Genomic DNA, 18,130 nt, shown 5'->3' with positions numbered 1-18,130 from the left:
TACGCCTTTTGTTCTGTGGAAATATGGGGCAGACTTAATGTTCGGTTTGTCGATTGGGCAAACTTTGCAATGGTAGAGATTAAGTCATTTTTGGATATATGCTGAGGCTATGAGCCAAGATAAAGACAAGAGCTCAAATGCGGTTGCCGCCCCGTTCGGTGATGCAGATGCGCAAGAAGGCCGCGGCATTCTGCGCACCCTTTCGCATGAAATGCGCACACCACTGAACAACATTATCGGCTTTGCCGAAATGATGAGCGGCGAAATGCTCGGCCCCATGTCGCCTCCTCAGTATCGAGAATATGCCGAAGATATCCGCAAATCCGGGCAAAGCGTGCTCGATCTGTTGAACGAATTGTTGGAAGATCGACGCTACGAAACGTTGGCCAGAAGCGATGACCATCATGCCAGCTTGATTGACTTGGCCCCCGATCTGATCGCCATCTGTTCCGCTGATGGCGCTATTCAAGTGCTCAATCCGGCCGGTTGCGCCTTGTTGTCGGTGGATCAAGAAAAGGCCCAGTTGCACGCTCTGAATGATTTTATTCATCCCGATTTCGCCAGTCTTTTGGACAATCACTTCGCGGATATCCTTAAAGAAAAACGCCGCACCACCATGAAGATGATGGCTGACGACGGGCGTGAAGTGGATGTGGAACTTGCGGCGTCGGTTTATGAAGAAGTCGATGGTGCAATCCGCCGGGTCATGTTGGTGGCCCGTGACGTCACCGAGAAAAATCGCCGCCTTCGGGAAATCATGGAGCGTGAAGAATATTTGCGCACCATTATGGAAACGACCGTTGACGGTTTGATCACCCTGAATGAAATGGGCATCATTGAAACAGCCAACCCGGCGGCAGAAGCGATCTTCGGTTTTGATCTTGGCGGTTTGACAGGGGTGGGCATTACAAACCTCATTCCCGATACCCGTGGTCGCCGTCAGGCGGATGCGGCAACGGTGCTGAAAACCCTGCAAATGGATTTATCCGATTCCAAAAGCGGGCGGGAAGTATCCGGTGTACGCAGTGACGGTGCCGGGTTCCCGTTGGAAGTCAGCCTCAGCGATTTTAATTTACGTGGACGACGCCACTATATCGCGGTTGTGCGTGACATCACGGAACGTAAAAAAGCGGAAGACAAGCTGATGTTCTTGGCGACGCGCGATCCGCTGACTCACCTGCCCAATCGCTATTTGTTTACTGAACGTTTGAGCGAAAGCACCGTCAATGCCGATCAATCCGGGTTGAAGACGGCCTTGTTGTTTATCGATCTGGATAACTTCAAACACATCAATGACGCTATGGGGCATGCTGCGGGCGACGTGGTGTTGCAATTGGCAGGCAAGCGCCTTGAATCGTGCGTTCGCGGTCAAGACACGGTGGCGCGCCTTTCCGGCGATGAGTTTACGGTTATCTTGGAAAGTGTTTGTGAAAACCAAGAGGTTGAAGCCGTCGCGACGCGTATGCTCCGCGCCCTCAGCCAGCCATTCCATGTGGACGGAAAAGAACTCTATAGCTCTGGGTCCATCGGTATCGTGATCTATCCCGACAGCTGCGATAATGTCGATGATTTGCTGAAAAACGTGTACACCGCGTCCCATCATGCCAAAAAACAAGGGCGCAACAATTACCAGTTTTATTCGTCAACGCTCAGCGCCAATGCGTTGCGCCGCATGGCTGTTGAACACGGCTTGCGCCATGCCCTGGAAAATGACGAATTCCAAATCGCCTACCAAGCAAAGGTCAATTTGAGCACCGGGCGCATTGTCGGGGCGGAAGCTTTGGCGCGTTGGACCAACCCCGACCTGGGCTCGGTTTCGCCGGTGGAATTTGTGCCGGTCAGTGAAGAAACCGGGTTGATCGTGCCTATAGGCGACTGGATTTTGGTCAATTCCTGCCGTCAGGCCAAAGAATGGATGGACCGGGGGCTCGACAATGTCAGCGTGTCGGTGAATTTATCGGTTCGCCAATTCCGTCAGGGAAATCTGGCCCAGCGGGTGCAAGAAGTTCTCGAAGAAACGGGATTGCCGAGCGAGATGCTTGATCTTGAATTGACCGAAAGCATGTTGGTCGAAAACGCCGAAGAAACCGTACGTGTCCTTGAAGAGCTTAAGGCGCTGGGCGTGTCGCTCAGTATTGATGATTTCGGCACTGGGTATTCGTCGCTCAGCTATCTGACCAAATTCCCTCTGGATTCCTTGAAGGTTGACCGTTCATTTGTGACCGGTCTGCCCGACAACCCGGACGCCGTCACAATGGCCAAGGCCATCATCAACATGGCGCAAAACTTAGGCCTTAAGATTATTGCAGAAGGTGTGGAGACGGAACGCCAAAGCACGTTCTTGCATGCGCTGGGCAGTGATATTGGCCAGGGATATTTGTTCAGCCGCCCGATCCCGTTTGAAGATTTTATCCGTCTTGCGGGTGGAAATGTCACGCCGTTCCCCATTGATCAAGCGCGCAAGCCGTATGTCGTGTGAGAATTTGGGAAGCCGGTTTTAAGCGCCCCTCTGGCTTGAATCGAAAACACTAATCGAAAAGCGCGTCGATATCGGCCTGAGCACTCGCTTGGTCGTCTTTTGCGCCATCATCGTGGGGGCTGGAGCCGATGATGTTGTCGATTTCCGATTGATCCATGGTGGTTTCAGAGCCGTGAATGTTGGCGCTGCACATATCCATCAGGCGCTGGATCACTTGGCTTAACGCTTTGGCGTTGAGACGCACCAATTCCATCTCGCCCGATTGAATGTCGGAGCTGAGTCGTTCAACGGATGTGGTGATCAGGTGGTTGATCTTGTTGATGTTTTGTTCAAACGGTACTTTGAACTTCGGCGGAGCGTGGTCATAGGCTTCGACGGCCAGCTCTTTGTCGGCAATGGTGCTGTCACGGAAGTGATCTTTGTAGTCTTTGGGCTGCCACATCTGCGCTTCTTCAAGAAGTTCCGGCATGTCGGCCAGCATTTCCAATGTCATGACGACTTCGTTGAAGTGGTTTAGGTAGTCTGTAGCCAGCAAAGTCTGCTCGTTGACGTTGGTCCCCATGCACCGTTCGCGATACGCCGGGTATTCGTCATCATGCTCGAAGTCAAATTCGCCAGTCATAAAATGTACTCGAAGCCTTTGCTGTTGTGCCGATTCCTCAGGCGGGCCCGGACATAAAACCTTTGGCAGGGGCGAATCATTACACTTAAAGAATATACGCTAGCTCATTTATAGCCAAGCTCAGCGTTATTTTGCAAGGAATGGCTCCTGATCTAAATCACCTAAGGCGCAGAAATTCTTGTGTGCAGGCGCGAAATTGGGCATGCTCCGCACTTCATCTGACCTCCAAGGCCCAAATTCAAAGGATACGCCCACTCCATGAGCGCCCCCCGCGTCTACATCTATGACACCACGCTCCGCGACGGCGCACAGACCTCTGGCGTTGATTTCGGTCCCGCAGACAAAGACGCCATCGCGCGCGAGCTGGACGCGTTGGGCGTTGATTACATCGAAGGCGGTTGGCCTGGAGCAAATCCGACGGACGACAGCTTTTTCGACAATCTGCCGCCGGTGAGCCGGGCGCGCATCACGGCCTTTGGCATGACCCGGCGTGCCGGGCGCAGCGCCGACAACGATCCGGGCCTGAATGCGTTGTTGTCCACGGATGCGCGGGTGGTGTGCATGGTGGGCAAAACCTGGGATTACCATGTGGACGTGGCGCTGGGGATTGAACGCACGGAAAACATCGCCATGATCAAAGACAGCATCGCCTATGCCGTCACCCGTGTGGATGAAGTTCTGTTTGACGCCGAACACTTTTTTGATGGTTACAAAGCCAATCCAGAATTCGCCATGAGCTGTCTAAAGGCCGCCATCGATGGGGGCGCGCGGTGGGTGGTGTTGTGCGATACCAACGGCGGCACCATGCCGTTTGAGATTGATGACATCGTCACCCAAGTTTGCAAAACCATACCCGGTGATAAAATCGGCATTCACTGCCATGACGACACCGGCAATGCGGTGGCCAATTCCCTGTCGGCGGTCCGCGCCGGGGCACGCATGGTGCAGGGCACCATCAATGGCCTGGGCGAACGTTGCGGCAACGCCAATTTGGTCAGCGTCATTCCCAGTTTGATGCTCAAAATGGGCTATGACACCAATGTGGGTGAGGCTGGTTTGAAGCGCTTGCGCCATGTCTCCAACGGTTTGGATGAGCGGCTCAATCGCGCCCCTGATCGCCACCGCCCTTATGTCGGTGAATCGGCCTTTGCCCATAAGGGTGGATTGCACGTCTCGGCGGTGGAAAAAGACCCCCGATGTTATGAACATGTCCCTCCCGCAAGCGTCGGCAATCATCGCCAAATTCTGATTTCCGATCAGGCCGGACGGTCCAACATCTTGGCGCGGTTTCGCGAAATCGGGATTGATATTGATGACAAAGACCCACGCATCATGACGCTGTTGGACAAGGTCAAAGAAAAGGAAAAGCAGGGCTTTTCCTATGACGGTGCGGGAGCCAGTTTTGAGCTGTTGGCGCGCCGCATCTTGGGCGATGTGCCGGACTATTTTCACTGTTCCAGTTTCCGCGTCATCGATGAACGGCGCTGGAATGCCAAAGATGAGCGGGTGACCCTGTCGGAAGCCACCGTCAAGCTGGCTTTGCACGGTGATGCCGCCAATGCCAAGGATGGCGCTCAGCGCATGGCCGTGGCGGAAGGCAACGGCCCGGTTAACGCCTTGGACGCGGCCATGCGCAAGGTGTTGCTGCCGCTTTATCCCACCCTAAAAGACTTGCGTTTGGTGGATTATAAGGTGCGTATTCTCACTCCCGGCGACGCCACCGCGGCGGTGACCCGGGTGATGATTGAAAGCACCGATGCCAGTGGCCGGACCTGGGCCACGGTGGGCGTGTCGGCCAACGTCATCGATGCGTCTTACAATGCGTTGCGCGATTCCATCGTGTTCAAGTTGCTTCAAGACGGCGTTGCGGCGGCTTAATTGATGAAGAGCGCGCCGTCATCGACCAAACATCGTCGTCCCGCCAAGCAAACCGCGTCTGCCGCCGCAGCGGGTGGGCCCGCCGTGATTTTGGTGCAGCCGCAACTGGGGGAAAACATCGGCATGGTGGCGCGCGCCATGCTCAATTGTGCGCTGTTGGATTTGCGTCTGGTGGCCCCGCGGGACGGCTGGCCCAACCCGCTGGCCTATAAAACCGCATCCGGTGCCGACGTGGTGTTGGAAAACGCCCGGGTGTTTGACACCACCGCCGAAGCCATCGCTGATTTAGGCCACGTCTTCGCCACCACGGCGCGCGCCCGCGATATGTCCAAGGACGTGCTGACGCCGCGCGGGGCGGCTAAAGAAATGCGCGATTTGCGCGCCCAGGACGTGCAGTGCGGGGTGTTGTTTGGCCGCGAGGCCGTAGGCCTGCACAATGACGACATCGCGCTCGCCGACAGCATCTTGATGGTGCCGCTGAACCCCGGCTTCACGTCGTTGAACTTGGCCCAGGCGGTGTTGCTGATGGGCTACGAATGGTTTCAAGTCGCCGCCGACCAACCGGACGAAATTTTTGAGGTGCGTTTGGATACCCGGCGCGCCACCAAAGAAGAACTGGTGGCCATGTTCGAACACTTGGAAACGGAACTCACCGACTGCGGTTTTTTGGGCGTCGCCGCCAAAAAACCCGGCATGATTCGTAATCTCCGCAACCTCTTCCAACGCGCCCGCATGACCGAACAAGAAGTCCGCACCATGCGCGGCGTGATTTCGGGATTGGTGAAAAAGCGCAAAAGCTGAAAACGCCCTGATGATATGCGTGCGATAGCCTAAGTCCGGAGCCTAAGCCCTGGGCCTAAGTTAGGCCGAGTTCGGTGTGCAAATAGGTGATGATGTCTTTTGATTCATAGAGCCATTTGACGTTTTTCTGCTCGTCTTCGATGCGCAGGCAGGGCACTTGGTGTTTGCCGCCTTTTTGCGTCAGCTCATCTTTAAAGACGGCGTTGTTTTTGGCATCTCTCACTTCGATGTTGAGGGCTTGGCGTTTGAAATGGCGTCTCACCTTGACGCAAAAAGGGCAAGCTTCAAATTGGTAGAGAGACATCTTGGCCGTTTTGGCATCAATGGCCTTTTGGGTGCCCGGGTCACGCTCAACGGCGCGCGGCGGGGTAAGGAAATTAATCGTCAGAATCAGACGACCTAAGAACCAGCGTATAAATTTCATATGACGTTTCACTTTTTTCTTGGTGTTGTTGTGAGCAGTCTAGAGTCTTTCCAGATAAATAGATAGCCAGACAAAATCGCAATAATCTTGCCCCTCAAGCGCACATGCGATAGCCCGCATCAAACATGTAGACCGGCTTGCCTGCGACAAAGGTGGCGATCACGCGCACGCAATTGGGATTGGAATCATCGATCACGACGATATCCGCGCGTTGACCCTTGCTGAGGGTGCCGCGGTCTTCAAGACCGGCAGCATGTGCGGGGTTTTTTGAAACCATGTGCCACGCCGTTGCGAAGTCGGTCACGCCGTCCGCAGCCAATTTGAACGGTGCGCGTAGCAAGGCCGGATAATAATAGTCCGAGGTCAAGATGGAGCAGAGACCTTCACGCGCCGCCGTTGCTGCGCACAAACGATTGCAGTGACTGCCGCCGCGCAGCACGTTGGGAGCGCCCATGATAACCGGATCGCCGTTGGCGATGGAAAAACGGGCCGTTTCTGCGTTGACCGGGAACTCACAAATCGAGACGCCAAGTTTGTGATACTGCCCGCGCATTTCCGGGGATTCGTCGTCGTGAGACGCACACGGAATATCGTAGCGCTCGGCAATTTTGGCCAGACGCGCCGTGTGGGCATCGACCTCGTTTTTGCGGGCGGCAACATCGCCGACCAATTGGATGAAGGCATCCGTGGACAGCCCCGAACGGCTGGCATATTTGGCGAGTTTCTGCGGGTTGGTCAGGGCATTTTGGATCATGTCCAAGTGATCGTTGAACGCCAACAAATCGATGCGTCCGGTTTCTATCCACTCCGCAACATCATCCGCGCCGGGGGTGTTGTAGGTTTCCCAGCGCAAGTGAACACGGGTGTCGCAGACCAAGTGGGGGCGGATGGTGTCGAGCGCATCCAACAGTTCAACCGCTGTGTCGCGTCCGCGCAAGCCCGGTTCCCATGAATATGTGATGCCATAAAATGCTGTGGAAATGCCGTTGGAGATCATTTGACTGTCGGTTTCTTGCAAAGCAAGATCAAGGGGGAAGTGGACCCCGGGACGCGGCATGATTTGGCGTTCAAACGCATCCCCGTGCAGGTCAATGACAGCAGGCAGCACCAGATAACCGCGCACGTTCCATGCGGATTTCCCATTTGAACGGGTGTCGTCAATGCCGCTGATCAGCCCCCCTTCGATGTGAATGTCAGTTTCGCCTATTGTTCCGTCTTCAAGCAGCACGCGGCCACCAACGAGGGAGAGCATCATCACTCAATCCATTTCATGTCAATTTTGAAACGGAGATCATATGGGGCAGGGGATGATTTGTGTGTGACGCTACGGTAACGCGTATATGACAATGTGGTGTTGTTTTTGGATTGGTAAAGTTTGGAGGCGAATTCAGATTTTTTCCGACAAATTGATCGCCAGTTTGGTGCCGAATTTGATGGCGCGGCTGAGCAGCGGATAGGCGACGGCGTTTTTGGCGCCGTTGGCGTAGCCGATGTCGCGGTGCTCCAGTTCTTCGTCGCGGAATTTTGCGCAGGTCTCGCGCAGGTCTTTTTCGTCATCGCCCAGTTTTGCGATCTGCGCTTGATAATGTTCGTCGATGGTTTCTTCGACCGCCACCGTGCACGCCATGGCGGCTTTTTCGCCCAGCAGTGCGGTGCCTGCACCCAGGGCAAACCCGGCTAGGTGCCAGAGCGGCATCAGCGCCGTGGGGCGCACGCGGCGCTCGGATACCATCTTGCTGAAGGTCTCTAAGTGCACGTCTTCTTGGGCTTTCATGTGGCGGATCATGTCGCCTTTGGGGCCTTTGCCCAAAACCGCCAATTGCCCGGCATAAATGCGCACCGCACCATATTCCCCGGCTTGATCGACGCGGATGATGCGTTCGATCAGTTCATCCTTGGTGGGATCGCCGGGCATGCGCCCGCCCACGGGGGTGCTTGAAAGGGGTGCCGATTTTGAGCTCATGATGGGGTCTCCCACTTGCGGGTGCGCAACACATATAGGGACGCGGCCGCCAGTGCGCCAGAGAATACGATATTCCACCCGGCTATGGAAATGCCGAACATCGTCCAGTCCACGGTATCGCACGATTTTGCCGGTTTGGTGCTGAGGCTGGCCATCAAGTCTTGGGCGGACACCTGGGTCACCAATTTGCCGCCACACCCCACCGCCGACGCCCACCAATGCTGCTCAACGCCGACATGGTAAACCGCGACGCCCGCATTGGCCGCAAAGATGATCGTCGCCAGGGTGAAAACGCCCACCAGCCAGGCGGGTCGCCACAAACCGACCAAGCCCAACACAATCGACAAGGCAAACGGCACACGCTGATACAGGCACAGAATGCACGGCTCCAATCCAAAACCGAACTGCGCGGTGTAGGCCGTGGCCAAAGCCGACACGCCGACCAAAATCAGCAGGGCAGGATAGAGGCGGGTGGGGCTTAGGGGCATGGTTAAACTCTTATACCAAATACTTGAGGGCAATAAAGCCGCCCAGCAGGACGATAAACCCTCCGGTGACGAGGATGCCGAGATACTTTTCGATAAACTCGCGGATGGGGTCGCCAAAATACCACAAAAGCCAGGCTTCTATGAAAAAACGTGCACCCCTGGACAGCACCGAAGCGATCACGAAGGTGCCGATGTTCAGCGCCGTCACCCCACTGGCAATGGTGATGACCTTATAGGGAAACGGTGTTAAGCCAGCCATACCCACGACCCAGGCCCCCCAGGCGTTGTACATTTCCTGGAATTCAGCGAATTTATCGGCTTTGCCGTAAAATTCCAGCAGCGGTCGGCCCACTTGTTCAAACAAGAAGTAGCCGATGCCGTAACCCGCCATGCCGCCCAACACACTGCCGATGGTACACACGGCGGCAATTTTCCAGGCCTTTTCGCGGTTGGCGAGGATCATGGGGATCAGCAAAATATCAGGGGGAATCGGGAAAACCGAACTTTCGATGAAAGAAATCACGAACAGCGCCCACATGGCGTTGTGATGGGCGGAAAAAGTCATGGTCCAATCATAGGCGCGACGCAACAAACCGGAAACTCCCCCAACGGACGAGATAAAAACAAGTGACGTTCATCGGCGCGCGCAGACGCAGGTGTTTGTGTGGGCGCAGACCAAGGCTAGGCATAGGTCATAGCAGTCCCGAAGCCATTGAGCAATCGGGCGAATTTAAGGAAATGCAAATGTTTATCTATATGTGTTGACCGCGCGAATTTGCTGAGTATTATGACGCCCGTTCACCTCAATACCCACAGTGCCCCTGTGGCGGAACTGGTAGACGCGCGGGATTCAAAATCCCGTTCTCGCAAGGGAGTGCCGGTTCGATTCCGGCTGGGGGCACCATTTCTTTAAAATCACGGCGTTGACATGAGTTTGGCCAAACGCTTTCGGGGCCTTGGGCGTGGTATTGCCGCGCGTCGCCTTGACGTTTTGCGTTGAACGGCCGCTCAAATAAAGGGGCGATTGGCCCTAGCAGCCCTTTATTTTTTCTAAATACACCTTAAAACTCATGTCTGACTTGATGAACAAGCCCAGCATCAGCCCTGCGATATCGCGAAGCAACGTTTCAAAGTCGTGTTCGTCGAGGTGGCGCTCAACCAAATCATCCAAGCACGCTAAGGCATTGAGGTGTTCCGCTTTTTCACACTCTAGATCCGTAAACCCATGCCGACTCATAATGACTTCTTCATTGGTGATGTGCTCGGAGAGTTTGGTGCGAAAATCGTCCAAGACATCCCACACGGCCTCGACTTGTGGGGATGTTGCCAACAGATCCAAGCCGTGGTTTAGCACATCCACCAATGCCTGATGTTCCGCGTCGATTTGTTCATGACCGATCAGCATGGATTCGCATAACTGAAAATGATCCATTTCTCATCTCGCCCTTTGCCCGTAGACCATTGAGAAACTGTTGCCATCATATTGAGATGGGGCTCATTTATGCGCTTTTCGACAAAAAACTATGACGCAGAAGTCATTTTTTCGCTCAACTCGGGGTTTTTCCCCGGAGAAGTCACCTAGATCGCGCTTGTGAGAATTTTTGCAATCCATCTCACAAAACTTCAGGGGCGTCATTTGATAACTTCTAGATATTGCGCGCTGCTTTTGGGAAAGCGGTGCACGATCTTGCAACTTGGTATTAGGGCGTGAAGTCTCTGATAACATACGCTCTAATAGTGAAGAAAACTAGTCAGGTATTTGATTTTATTGCCTTATTTCGCATGGCTTGACGCTGGTCAAGGCCCGATGCGAATTGGACTAGCAAAATGCGTACAATTCACACGAACCATTTGGCTCGCATAAGGGAGCTACGTTCCGGGGGGGACGAGGTTCGAGTGAATGGAACTGGGAAAACATTTTATGCAGGTGTCCTTATCACGGCGGGCGTTTTTTTCTGGGCGAGGTGCGCAACCTGTTGTTGCACCGTTTAGACCGCCCTGGTCCCGAGCTGAGCAGCACTTTGTCGATTTGTGCACACACTGTAATGAGTGCCGCGACGTTTGTGCCGAGCAGATCATTGTGCTCGGCGGTGGTGGATATCCCGAAGTTGACTTTCAAAATGGTGAATGCAGCTTCTGTGGTGATTGCGCCCAGGTGTGCGAGCCCGGCGCGATTGTCGCCGCCCATGTCTTTGAAGCTCTACCGTGGAATTTGGGCGTTGAACTCAGCGCCAATTGCCTGTCGCAAAACGGGGTGATGTGCCGGGTATGTGGGGAGCGCTGCGATGCGCGCGCAATCCGGTTTCAGCTGGCCGTCGGCGGAAATGCCTTGCCCGTTATCGATCAATCTTCGTGCACCGGGTGTGGGGCGTGTATCGCACCGTGCCCGGTTGGCGCGCTTGAAATTAAACGTTTTGAAAATGAAGATCAATTGGAGGAACTGTCGTGAGTATTACGGGTTTGATTATCCATACCGCGCCGAAAAATGCGGCCTCTGTCCAGCAAGCCGTAGAAGCGCTGGAAGGTACTGAGGTGCACAAAGTGACGCACGACGGTCGCATGATCGTCACCGTCGATAACGAAGACGACGGCAAAGCCACCCAAACTTTTGATGCCTTTAGATCCATCGCAGGGGTGCTCAGCACCTCTCTTGTTTACACCCATTTCGAAGACGACTACGGCGTAGGGGAGCACCAATCATGAGCATTTCCAGACGGGACTTTATCAAGACCCAAGCCGCCATTGCTGCAGCGACTGCGGCGGGCACCACCCTTTCAGGGGCGAAAATCGCCGAAGCGCAAGCGCACGATGACACCATCCGCTGGGACAAAGGCGCGTGCCGTTTTTGTGGCACCGGTTGCGGTGTTTTGGTTGGCACCAAACAGGGCCGTATCGTCGCGACCCAAGGTGATCCCGACGCACCGGTCAACAAAGGCCTCAACTGTATCAAGGGCTATTTCCTGTCGAAGATTATGTACGGCAAAGATCGCCTGACCAAGCCTTTGTTGCGCAAAACCAAGGGTGTATACGACAAAGAAGGTCAGTTCGAGGAAGTGTCCTGGGATGAAGCCTTTGATGTCATGGCTGACAAATGGAAAGAAGCCATCAAGAAAAAAGGTCCGACCTCAGTCGGCATGTTCGGTTCCGGTCAGTGGACCATTTGGGAAGGCTATGCTGCATCTAAGTTCATGAAGGGCGGGATGCGGTCCAACAACATCGATCCCAACGCGCGTCATTGCATGGCGTCCGCCGTTGGTGCGTTCATGCGTGCGTTCGGTATCGATGAACCGATGGGCTGTTATGATGATCTTGAGCACGCCGATGTGTTCGTTCTGTGGGGCGCCAATATGGCGGAAATGCACCCCATTTTGTGGTCGCGTTTGACCGACACGCGTCTGACCAGAGAGGGCTGCGAAGTTCACGTCATGTCGACGTTTGAGCACAGGTCTTTTGAGCTGGCCGACAACGGTATGGTGTTTACGCCGCAAACCGATTTGGCGATTGCCAACTACATCGCCAACTACATCATTCAAAACAAAGCCTATAACCAAGACTTCATCGACAAGCACGTGAACTTCAACGCCACCACAACCGATATCGGTTATGGCTTGCGTCCGGAACATCCGTTGCAAAAAGCCGCAAAAAACCCGGACAAGGGCAAATTCGACAAAGTCACGTTTGACGAATACGCCGCGATGGTCGCTGAATATACGTTGGAAAAAACCAGCGAAATGTCCGGCGTTCCTGCGGAACAATTGGAACGTCTGGCTAAAGCCTACGCGGACCCGAACAAAAAGGTCACGTCGTTTTGGACCATGGGCTTCAACCAGCACACCCGCGGTGTGTGGGTCAACGGCTTGGTCTACAACATCCATTTGTTGATGGGCAAAATTTCCGAGCCGGGCAACAGCCCATTCTCGCTCACCGGTCAGCCGTCTGCGTGCGGCACCGCGCGTGAAGTCGGTACCTTTGCACACCGCTTGCCGGCCGACTTGGTGGTGATGAACGAAAAGCATCGCGACTTTGCGGAAAAAGTCTGGGAACTGCCCAAAGGCACCATTCCCGAGAAACCGGGTTATCACGCCGTCTTGCAAAACCGCATGCTGAAAGACGGCAAATTGAATGCGTACTGGGTTCAGTGCAACAACAACATGCAAGCCGCCGCCAACATGAACGAAGAAACCTATCCCGGTTATCGCAACCCGGAAAACTTCATCACGGTTTCCGATCCTTATCCGACCGTCACCGCCATGGCTGCCGATTTGATTTTGCCCACCGCCATGTGGATGGAAAAAGAAGGTGCTTACGGCAATGCGGAACGTCGCACTCAATTTTGGCGTCAGCAAGTCGATGCGCCAGGCGAAGCAAAGTCCGACATGTGGCAAGTGATTGAATTTTCCAAGCGCTTCAAAGTCGAAGAGGTATGGCCTGCTGACCTGATCGCGCTGAAGCCGGAACTGAGTGGCAAGACGCTGTACGAAGTTCTGTTCAGGAACGGTCACACGGATAAGTTTCCACTGCAAGAGATCACCGATAATGCGGGTAACGTCTACAACAACTCGGAATCCAAAGACTTCGGCTTCTATGTGCAAAAAGGCATCTTTGAAGAATATCGGGAGTTCCAGTGGAATGGACCGAAAAAGGGCCACGAAATGGCGCCGTTCGAAGCTTATCACAACGCCCGCGGTTTGCGCTGGCCGGTGTTGGATGGTCAAGAGACCTTGTGGCGTTTCCGCGAAGGCTACGACAAACACGTTAAGTCAGGCGAAGGTATTAACTTCTATGGCAAACCTGATGGCCGTGCGGCGATTATCTTTGCACCGTTTGAGCCTGCTGCCGAAAGCCCGGATAAAGAATTTGATCTGTGGTTGAGCACGGGGCGTGTGCTGGAACATTGGCATTCCGGCTCCATGACGCGTCGCGTTCCGGAACTGTATCGCGCCTATCCTGATGCGAAGATTTATATGCACCCGGAAGACGCCAAGGAACGGAAACTCAAACGCGGTCAGGAAGTTAAAATTCAGACACGTCGTGGTGAAGTGACCTCCCGTGTTGAAACGCGCGGGCGTAACAAGCCGCCTCGGGGTTTGGTGTTCATGCCGTGGTTTGATGCCGGGCAGTTGGTCAACAAGTTGACCTTGGACGCGACCGATCCGCTTTCCAAAGAAACGGATTACAAAAAGTGTGCGTGCCGCGTGGTGCGGGCTTAACGGTCGCTTGATGGTAAGCGGATAGAAAAGGGTCAGGAACGTCACGATGGGCGAACCGTCTACATCCCCTGCAAGTGCGCAATCGCGCCGTCGGTTCCTGGCCAATATGGCCAGGGCTGCCGGTGGGGTTGGTGCGCTGAGCTTGGTGGTGGGGCTGTTTGCCCGTCAGGCGCAATCCCTTCCGGCGCAAGCGTTGCGTCCACCAGGCGCGGGGCCTGAGGCTGATTTTCTGGCGTCGTGCATACGGTGCGGGTTGTGCGTGCGGGACTGCCCTTATCCGACCTTGAGTCTTGCCGACATCGGTCAAGACGTTCCGGTGGGGACACCTTATTTTGTCGCCCGTCGTGCGCCGTGCGAAATGTGCGACGATATTCCGTGCGTCAAAGCCTGTCCGACGGGGGCGCTTGATCCGAACTTGACCAAAATCGACGACGCCGATATGGGCTTGGCGGTTTTGGTGGATGAAGAAACGTGTCTCAATTTATTAGGGTTGCGGTGTGACGTTTGCTATCGCGTGTGCCCGGTGATTGACGAAGCCATCACGCTGGAACGCCATCACAATGAACGCACCGGCAAACATGCCATGTTCATTCCCACGGTGCATTCTGACAAATGCACAGGGTGTGGAAAGTGTGAACGCTCTTGCGTTTTGGAAACCGCCGCCATTCGGGTGTTCCCGCGTCACTTGGCCAAGGGGCGCATCGGTGAACACTATCGTTTGGGCTGGGTGGAAAAAGAAAACAATGGACAATCCCTGATTCAGGGCATTGTCGATCTTCCCGATAGAATGCCGCAAAATTTACCCTTCAATCCAGGGGCGACTTTAGGGGGGAAAGGTAAATGAGCGCAAAAACCTATCCCGGATTTGATGCCGTGAAAGCCCGTGGTTGGCTGGCGGCCCACAAGTGGCTGTTGGTGCGCCGTGCCGTGCAATTGAGCATCTTGGCGTTGTTTTTGGCCAGTCCGCTGTTGGTCCCTTATACGGGCGCATGGATTTTGAAGGGCAACCTGACATCCAGTTTGATTTTGGGCACCGTGCCCTTGTCCGATCCGTTCATCGTCTTGCAAAGTTTGCTGGCGGGGCACTTGGCGGCGGGAACGGCCCTGATCGGTGCGGCCATCGTCTTGGTGTTTTATGCACTGGTGGGCGGTCGTGCGTATTGTTCGTTTGTCTGCCCGATGAACATCGTTACCGACGCGTCTTTGTGGTTGGTCAGACGGTTCGATTTATCCAAAGGTTGGCAGCCTGGGCGTGAAACACGGTTGTGGATTTTAGCTTCGGTTATGGTGACGGCGTTGATCACCGGCATAATGGCGTGGGAGCTTTTGAACCCGGTCACGATTTTGCATCGGGGATTGGTCTACGGCGTTGGCTATGTCTGGACGGTGGCGCTGGCGGTATTCTTGTATGATTTGGTGGTCAGTCGGCGTGGCTGGTGCGGGCATTTGTGTCCCATGGGCGCGTTTTACGGACTGCTCGGTAAGGTGAGTTTGGTGCGTGTTTCCGCCGCCAAGCGTCAAGCCTGTAACGACTGCATGGACTGTTACGCCATATGTCCTGAGCCCCACGTGATCACGCCCGCGTTGCGCGGTGCAGACGGGGGGGTAGGTCCTATTATTCTGTCGGGCGATTGCACCAACTGTGGGCGTTGCATCGATGTGTGTTCCAAAGATGTTTTTGCCTTTGATGTTCGGTTCAACAATGCATCAACGGATGACAAGTTTAACGATAAAGACAAAATGATTTCAACGGATCGGCACGCGGCCTGAGCGCTGCGTAGATGGTTATGCCCATCAGGGCTAGAAAGGGAGACTGGTCATGAAGACTTGGATCAAGATAACGACCTTAACAGTGGTCGTTTGGGCATTTGCGGCGTTCGTGAACGTAAGCGGTGCATATGCGGGGGAAACTGTGCTGTCGTTACGCGGTGTTGCGGCTATTGATGAAGATGTGGCTGCGGCCGATCTCAATCGGCAAGATACCGGTAAGCGGTTTACCCGCAACTACCGTCAGCAACCGCCGTTAATTCCGCACAATATCGATAAATACGAAATCGATCTGAAAGCAAATCAGTGCCTAGGCTGCCACGATTGGCCGCAGAACGTAGAGGCGAATGCGCCTAAAATCAGTGAAACGCATTACGTCAGTCCTACCGGTGTGCGCCTGAACAAAGTGTCTGGCAGTCGTTGGTTCTGTAATCAGTGTCACGTTCCGCAGGCCCAAGCTCAAGCGCTTGTGCCCAACACGTTCACTTCGTCGAATGAGATGAAGTGATGTCGATCGTGTCCCAAATAGAGACGACTCCCTCAGATGGGGTCAGCACACACATGCGAGAGGGGGGATAAGCTATGAGCGCCTCGAACGAAGACAGCAATTCATTCCTGGGCCGGATGTGGAAAGGGTTTCGTCGCCCCACCGCGCGTTACGCCATGGGGACACTTCTGGTGGTTGGATTTTTTAGCGGCATCCTGTTTTGGGGTGGCTTCAACTGGTCCTTGGAAATGACCAATACGGAATCATTCTGTATTACGTGTCATGAAATGGAAACCAACGTTTACCGCGAATACAAGCAAACGGTTCACTATTCAAACCGCACCGGGGTGCGCGCAACGTGTCCGGATTGCCACGTGCCAAAAACCTGGGTGCATAAAATGGCCCGTAAAATTCAGGCGTCGAACGAATTGTTGCATCATTTCCTGGGCACCATCGACACCCGCGAAAAATATGAGGGCAAACGCCTGGAACTGGCGAAGAATGTCTGGAAAGTGATGAAAGAAACGGATTCACGTGAATGCCGTAACTGCCATAACTTTGAATTCATGGATTTTGTCGTGCAGGAAAAACGCTCCCGCGGCCGTCATGAAGAAGCCATTGATAATGGCATGACCTGTATCGACTGCCATAAAGGCATCGCGCATGAATTGCCCGCTGGGATCCAGAACGTTGAGGGTATCCCCAACGTTGGAAGTTCCAACGTCGGAAAACCGAATAGTCAATAAACGGCAACGTTGTCATAACCATCTCCTGACCCCGCCGGGTGCACATGCATCCGGCGGGGTTGTTTTTTGGAGTGCTTGTCCGTCATACTCCAGAAACGTCAACCGTTTGCCTTGAGGCTTTAAATGTCGGTCTGTTCACCAAGTTATGCGCCCAACAGAGGATGTCTGGGTAAAATCATCGCCCATCGCGGTGCCAGTGGTTTGGCCCCGGAAAACACCTTGGCGGCCTTCGAAAAGGCTTTTGCTTTGGGTGCGCGGGCGGTTGAATTTGACGTCACCGTCAGTTCGGATGGGGTCGCTGTGTTGATGCACGATGATGATCTTGCCCGGTGCAGCGACGGCGTCGGCCCGGTGATCTTAAAATCTTTGACCCAGCTGCAAGCCCTCGACGTTGGCAGTTGGTTTGGTCCTGAATTTGCGGGGGAGCGCATCCCGACCCTCAGCGCGGTGCTGGATTGGGCGCTGGAGCAGGGCGTCAAGGTGAACCTGGAAATCAAACCCACGGCGGGTTGGGAACAGCCGACGGTGGCGGCCATCGTTGACGTTTTGCAAAACAAAACCCCTAGTATCGATGCCCTGGTGGTGACGTCCTTCAATGCCTTGGCCATGGATCTATTCGCCGGACGGATGCCAGATGTGGCAAAAGGATATCTCACCGATGCGGTGCCCACCGATTGGCGGCAGCGCATGGCACAGTGGGGTTGCGTTGCGTTGCATTGTCACGATCCGTTTGTGAGCTCCCAATTGGTCCAAAGTGTTCATGACGCGGGCCACCGTGTGCACGTCTTCACCGTCAACGATCCCGCTCGGGCAAAGATGCTGTTTTCGTGGGGAGTGGATGGTGTGTTTACCGACCGACCGGATGTGCTGTTAAAGGAATGCGCCGATGATCTTTAAGAGCTTTGTCCCATTTATGACGGCCCTGATGATTTTGGCCTCTTTAGCGCATGCGGGGCAAGCAGACGTGATGAATGTTGACGTCCAGATTTCCGCCGATGGAACCTATCGTTTCGACGTCACCGTTCAACATGCAGATACGGGCTGGGATCATTATGCCGATGCTTTTGAAATTGTGAGTCCGAAGGGTGATGTACTGGGCACCCGCGTGTTGCTCCATCCTCATGAAACCGAGCAGCCCTTTACCCGTTCGCTGAGTGGTGTGAACATCCCCGAAGACGTGAAGGATGTTGATGTGCGCGCCCATGACAAGGTTCATGGTGTGGGTGGAAAAGTGGTTCGGGTCGGCCTTCCCGGACGCTAAAGCA

The 18,130-nt window shown here is 54.5% G+C and carries 19 protein-coding genes and 1 tRNA gene; 13 read left to right on the top strand and 7 right to left on the bottom strand.

The features are described 5' to 3' along the window. Nucleotides 1–109: 109 nt before the first annotated feature. Nucleotides 110–2,479 (top strand): EAL domain-containing protein, encoded by a 2,370-nt coding sequence (locus tag BEN30_RS07790; protein ID WP_069957761.1) that lies wholly within the window; start codon nucleotides 110–112, stop codon nucleotides 2,477–2,479. A 49-nt stretch (nucleotides 2,480–2,528) separates the two neighbouring features. On the opposite strand, the gene BEN30_RS07785 is transcribed toward BEN30_RS07790, so the two are convergent. Next, a complete protein-coding gene (locus BEN30_RS07785; protein ID WP_069957760.1) occupies nucleotides 2,529–3,101 on the bottom strand; it encodes a hypothetical protein in 573 nt (190 codons plus the stop codon). Between the two features lie 258 nt (nucleotides 3,102–3,359). On the opposite strand from BEN30_RS07785, the gene cimA reads away from it, so the two are divergent. After that, the gene (gene cimA / locus BEN30_RS07780) at nucleotides 3,360–4,979 is read left to right on the top strand and encodes a citramalate synthase (RefSeq protein WP_069957759.1); all 1,620 of its coding nucleotides are present in this window, start codon (nucleotides 3,360–3,362) and stop codon (nucleotides 4,977–4,979) included. A 3-nt stretch (nucleotides 4,980–4,982) separates the two neighbouring features. After that, on the top strand, nucleotides 4,983–5,780 hold the full coding sequence (locus BEN30_RS07775; RefSeq protein WP_084005223.1) for an RNA methyltransferase: 798 nt from the start codon (nucleotides 4,983–4,985) through the stop codon (nucleotides 5,778–5,780). Between the two features lie 55 nt (nucleotides 5,781–5,835). Here the strand turns inward: BEN30_RS07775 and BEN30_RS07770 are convergent, their stop codons facing one another. The 5 genes from BEN30_RS07770 to BEN30_RS07750 all read right to left on the bottom strand — a co-directional run bounded on the left by BEN30_RS07770 (nucleotide 5,836) and on the right by BEN30_RS07750 (nucleotide 9,220). Further along, on the bottom strand, nucleotides 5,836–6,204 hold the full coding sequence (locus BEN30_RS07770) for a glutaredoxin family protein (protein ID WP_069957758.1): 369 nt from the start codon (nucleotides 6,202–6,204) through the stop codon (nucleotides 5,836–5,838). 94 nt (nucleotides 6,205–6,298) lie between these two features. Continuing rightward, nucleotides 6,299–7,459, bottom strand: a complete 1,161-nt coding sequence (locus tag BEN30_RS07765; protein ID WP_211563330.1) for an alpha-D-ribose 1-methylphosphonate 5-triphosphate diphosphatase — start codon at nucleotides 7,457–7,459, stop codon at nucleotides 6,299–6,301. Between the two features lie 132 nt (nucleotides 7,460–7,591). Beyond that, complete coding sequence (locus BEN30_RS07760; protein WP_084005221.1) at nucleotides 7,592–8,167, bottom strand: demethoxyubiquinone hydroxylase family protein; 576 nt, start codon at nucleotides 8,165–8,167, stop codon at nucleotides 7,592–7,594. Next, entirely contained in the window at nucleotides 8,164–8,655 is a 492-nt protein-coding gene (locus BEN30_RS07755) for a disulfide bond formation protein B (RefSeq protein WP_069957757.1), read from the bottom strand. The genes BEN30_RS07760 and BEN30_RS07755 overlap by 4 nt, the downstream gene beginning before the upstream one ends. 10 nt (nucleotides 8,656–8,665) lie before the next feature. Further along, the gene (locus BEN30_RS07750) at nucleotides 8,666–9,220 is read right to left on the bottom strand and encodes a YqaA family protein (protein WP_245649016.1); all 555 of its coding nucleotides are present in this window, start codon (nucleotides 9,218–9,220) and stop codon (nucleotides 8,666–8,668) included. 252 nt (nucleotides 9,221–9,472) lie between these two features. On the opposite strand from BEN30_RS07750, the gene BEN30_RS07745 reads away from it, so the two are divergent. Next, a tRNA-Leu gene (locus tag BEN30_RS07745) sits at nucleotides 9,473–9,559 on the top strand. 126 nt (nucleotides 9,560–9,685) lie between these two features. Here BEN30_RS07745 and BEN30_RS07740 read toward each other — a convergent pair. After that, on the bottom strand, nucleotides 9,686–10,087 hold the full coding sequence (locus BEN30_RS07740; RefSeq protein WP_069957755.1) for a bacteriohemerythrin: 402 nt from the start codon (nucleotides 10,085–10,087) through the stop codon (nucleotides 9,686–9,688). Nucleotides 10,088–10,555: 468 nt separating this feature from the next. Here BEN30_RS07740 and napF point away from each other — a divergent pair, with 468 nt between their 5' ends. The 9 genes from napF (at nucleotide 10,556) to BEN30_RS07695 (ending at nucleotide 18,126) form a co-directional block, all read left to right on the top strand. After that, the gene (napF, locus tag BEN30_RS07735; protein WP_211563328.1) at nucleotides 10,556–11,104 is read left to right on the top strand and encodes a ferredoxin-type protein NapF; all 549 of its coding nucleotides are present in this window, start codon (nucleotides 10,556–10,558) and stop codon (nucleotides 11,102–11,104) included. Beyond that, on the top strand, nucleotides 11,101–11,358 hold the full coding sequence (locus tag BEN30_RS07730; RefSeq protein ID WP_170826993.1) for a chaperone NapD: 258 nt from the start codon (nucleotides 11,101–11,103) through the stop codon (nucleotides 11,356–11,358). Before napF ends, BEN30_RS07730 begins: the two co-directional genes overlap by 4 nt. Next, a complete protein-coding gene (napA, locus tag BEN30_RS07725; RefSeq protein ID WP_069957753.1) occupies nucleotides 11,355–13,865 on the top strand; it encodes a nitrate reductase catalytic subunit NapA in 2,511 nt (836 codons plus the stop codon). The genes BEN30_RS07730 and napA overlap by 4 nt, the downstream gene beginning before the upstream one ends. A gap of 46 nt (nucleotides 13,866–13,911) precedes the next feature. Further along, nucleotides 13,912–14,709, top strand: coding sequence for a ferredoxin-type protein NapG (gene napG, locus BEN30_RS07720; RefSeq protein WP_069957752.1), 798 nt, complete (start codon nucleotides 13,912–13,914; stop codon nucleotides 14,707–14,709). Continuing rightward, nucleotides 14,706–15,635: a quinol dehydrogenase ferredoxin subunit NapH gene (gene napH, locus BEN30_RS07715; protein WP_069957751.1), complete on the top strand. Its 930-nt coding sequence runs from the start codon at nucleotides 14,706–14,708 to the stop codon at nucleotides 15,633–15,635. Before napG ends, napH begins: the two co-directional genes overlap by 4 nt. Before the next feature lie 49 nt (nucleotides 15,636–15,684). Then, entirely contained in the window at nucleotides 15,685–16,140 is a 456-nt protein-coding gene (locus BEN30_RS07710; protein WP_069957750.1) for a nitrate reductase cytochrome c-type subunit, read from the top strand. Nucleotides 16,141–16,214: 74 nt separating this feature from the next. After that, nucleotides 16,215–16,865: a NapC/NirT family cytochrome c gene (locus BEN30_RS07705; RefSeq protein ID WP_084005219.1), complete on the top strand. Its 651-nt coding sequence runs from the start codon at nucleotides 16,215–16,217 to the stop codon at nucleotides 16,863–16,865. 123 nt (nucleotides 16,866–16,988) lie between these two features. Continuing rightward, entirely contained in the window at nucleotides 16,989–17,762 is a 774-nt protein-coding gene (locus BEN30_RS07700) for a glycerophosphoryl diester phosphodiesterase (RefSeq protein WP_069957748.1), read from the top strand. Beyond that, entirely contained in the window at nucleotides 17,752–18,126 is a 375-nt protein-coding gene (locus BEN30_RS07695) for a hypothetical protein (RefSeq protein ID WP_069957747.1), read from the top strand. The genes BEN30_RS07700 and BEN30_RS07695 overlap by 11 nt, the downstream gene beginning before the upstream one ends. The last annotated feature ends 4 nt before the right edge of the window (nucleotides 18,127–18,130 follow it).

This window comes from Magnetovibrio blakemorei (genome assembly GCF_001746755.1).
GTDB lineage: Bacteria > Pseudomonadota > Alphaproteobacteria > Rhodospirillales > Magnetovibrionaceae > Magnetovibrio > Magnetovibrio blakemorei.
Note: the sequence above shows the minus strand (reverse complement) of the source record. Positions and strands in the feature narration are given on the sequence as shown.

Bases quoted from the DNA above. Each gene is read 5' to 3' on its own strand.
- BEN30_RS07785 (WP_069957760.1), bottom strand. From the start codon at position 3,101: ATGACTGGCGAATTTGACTTCGAGCATGATGACGAATACCCGGCGTAT.
- BEN30_RS07770 (WP_069957758.1), bottom strand. From the start codon at position 6,204: ATGAAATTTATACGCTGGTTCTTAGGTCGTCTGATTCTGACGATTAAT.
- BEN30_RS07700 (WP_069957748.1), top strand. From the start codon at position 16,989: ATGTCGGTCTGTTCACCAAGTTATGCGCCCAACAGAGGATGTCTGGGT.
- BEN30_RS07755 (WP_069957757.1), bottom strand. From the start codon at position 8,655: ATGCCCCTAAGCCCCACCCGCCTCTATCCTGCCCTGCTGATTTTGGTC.
- BEN30_RS07695 (WP_069957747.1), top strand. From the start codon at position 17,752: ATGATCTTTAAGAGCTTTGTCCCATTTATGACGGCCCTGATGATTTTG.
- BEN30_RS07750 (WP_245649016.1), bottom strand. From the start codon at position 9,220: ATGACTTTTTCCGCCCATCACAACGCCATGTGGGCGCTGTTCGTGATT.
- napH (WP_069957751.1), top strand. From the start codon at position 14,706: ATGAGCGCAAAAACCTATCCCGGATTTGATGCCGTGAAAGCCCGTGGT.
- BEN30_RS07775 (WP_084005223.1), top strand. From the start codon at position 4,983: ATGAAGAGCGCGCCGTCATCGACCAAACATCGTCGTCCCGCCAAGCAA.
- BEN30_RS07710 (WP_069957750.1), top strand. From the start codon at position 15,685: ATGAAGACTTGGATCAAGATAACGACCTTAACAGTGGTCGTTTGGGCA.
- napF (WP_211563328.1), top strand. From the start codon at position 10,556: ATGGAACTGGGAAAACATTTTATGCAGGTGTCCTTATCACGGCGGGCG.
- BEN30_RS07765 (WP_211563330.1), bottom strand. From the start codon at position 7,459: ATGATGCTCTCCCTCGTTGGTGGCCGCGTGCTGCTTGAAGACGGAACA.
- cimA (WP_069957759.1), top strand. From the start codon at position 3,360: ATGAGCGCCCCCCGCGTCTACATCTATGACACCACGCTCCGCGACGGC.
- BEN30_RS07705 (WP_084005219.1), top strand. From the start codon at position 16,215: ATGAGCGCCTCGAACGAAGACAGCAATTCATTCCTGGGCCGGATGTGG.
- BEN30_RS07790 (WP_069957761.1), top strand. From the start codon at position 110: ATGAGCCAAGATAAAGACAAGAGCTCAAATGCGGTTGCCGCCCCGTTC.
- napG (WP_069957752.1), top strand. From the start codon at position 13,912: ATGGGCGAACCGTCTACATCCCCTGCAAGTGCGCAATCGCGCCGTCGG.
- BEN30_RS07740 (WP_069957755.1), bottom strand. From the start codon at position 10,087: ATGGATCATTTTCAGTTATGCGAATCCATGCTGATCGGTCATGAACAA.
- BEN30_RS07760 (WP_084005221.1), bottom strand. From the start codon at position 8,167: ATGAGCTCAAAATCGGCACCCCTTTCAAGCACCCCCGTGGGCGGGCGC.
- napA (WP_069957753.1), top strand. From the start codon at position 11,355: ATGAGCATTTCCAGACGGGACTTTATCAAGACCCAAGCCGCCATTGCT.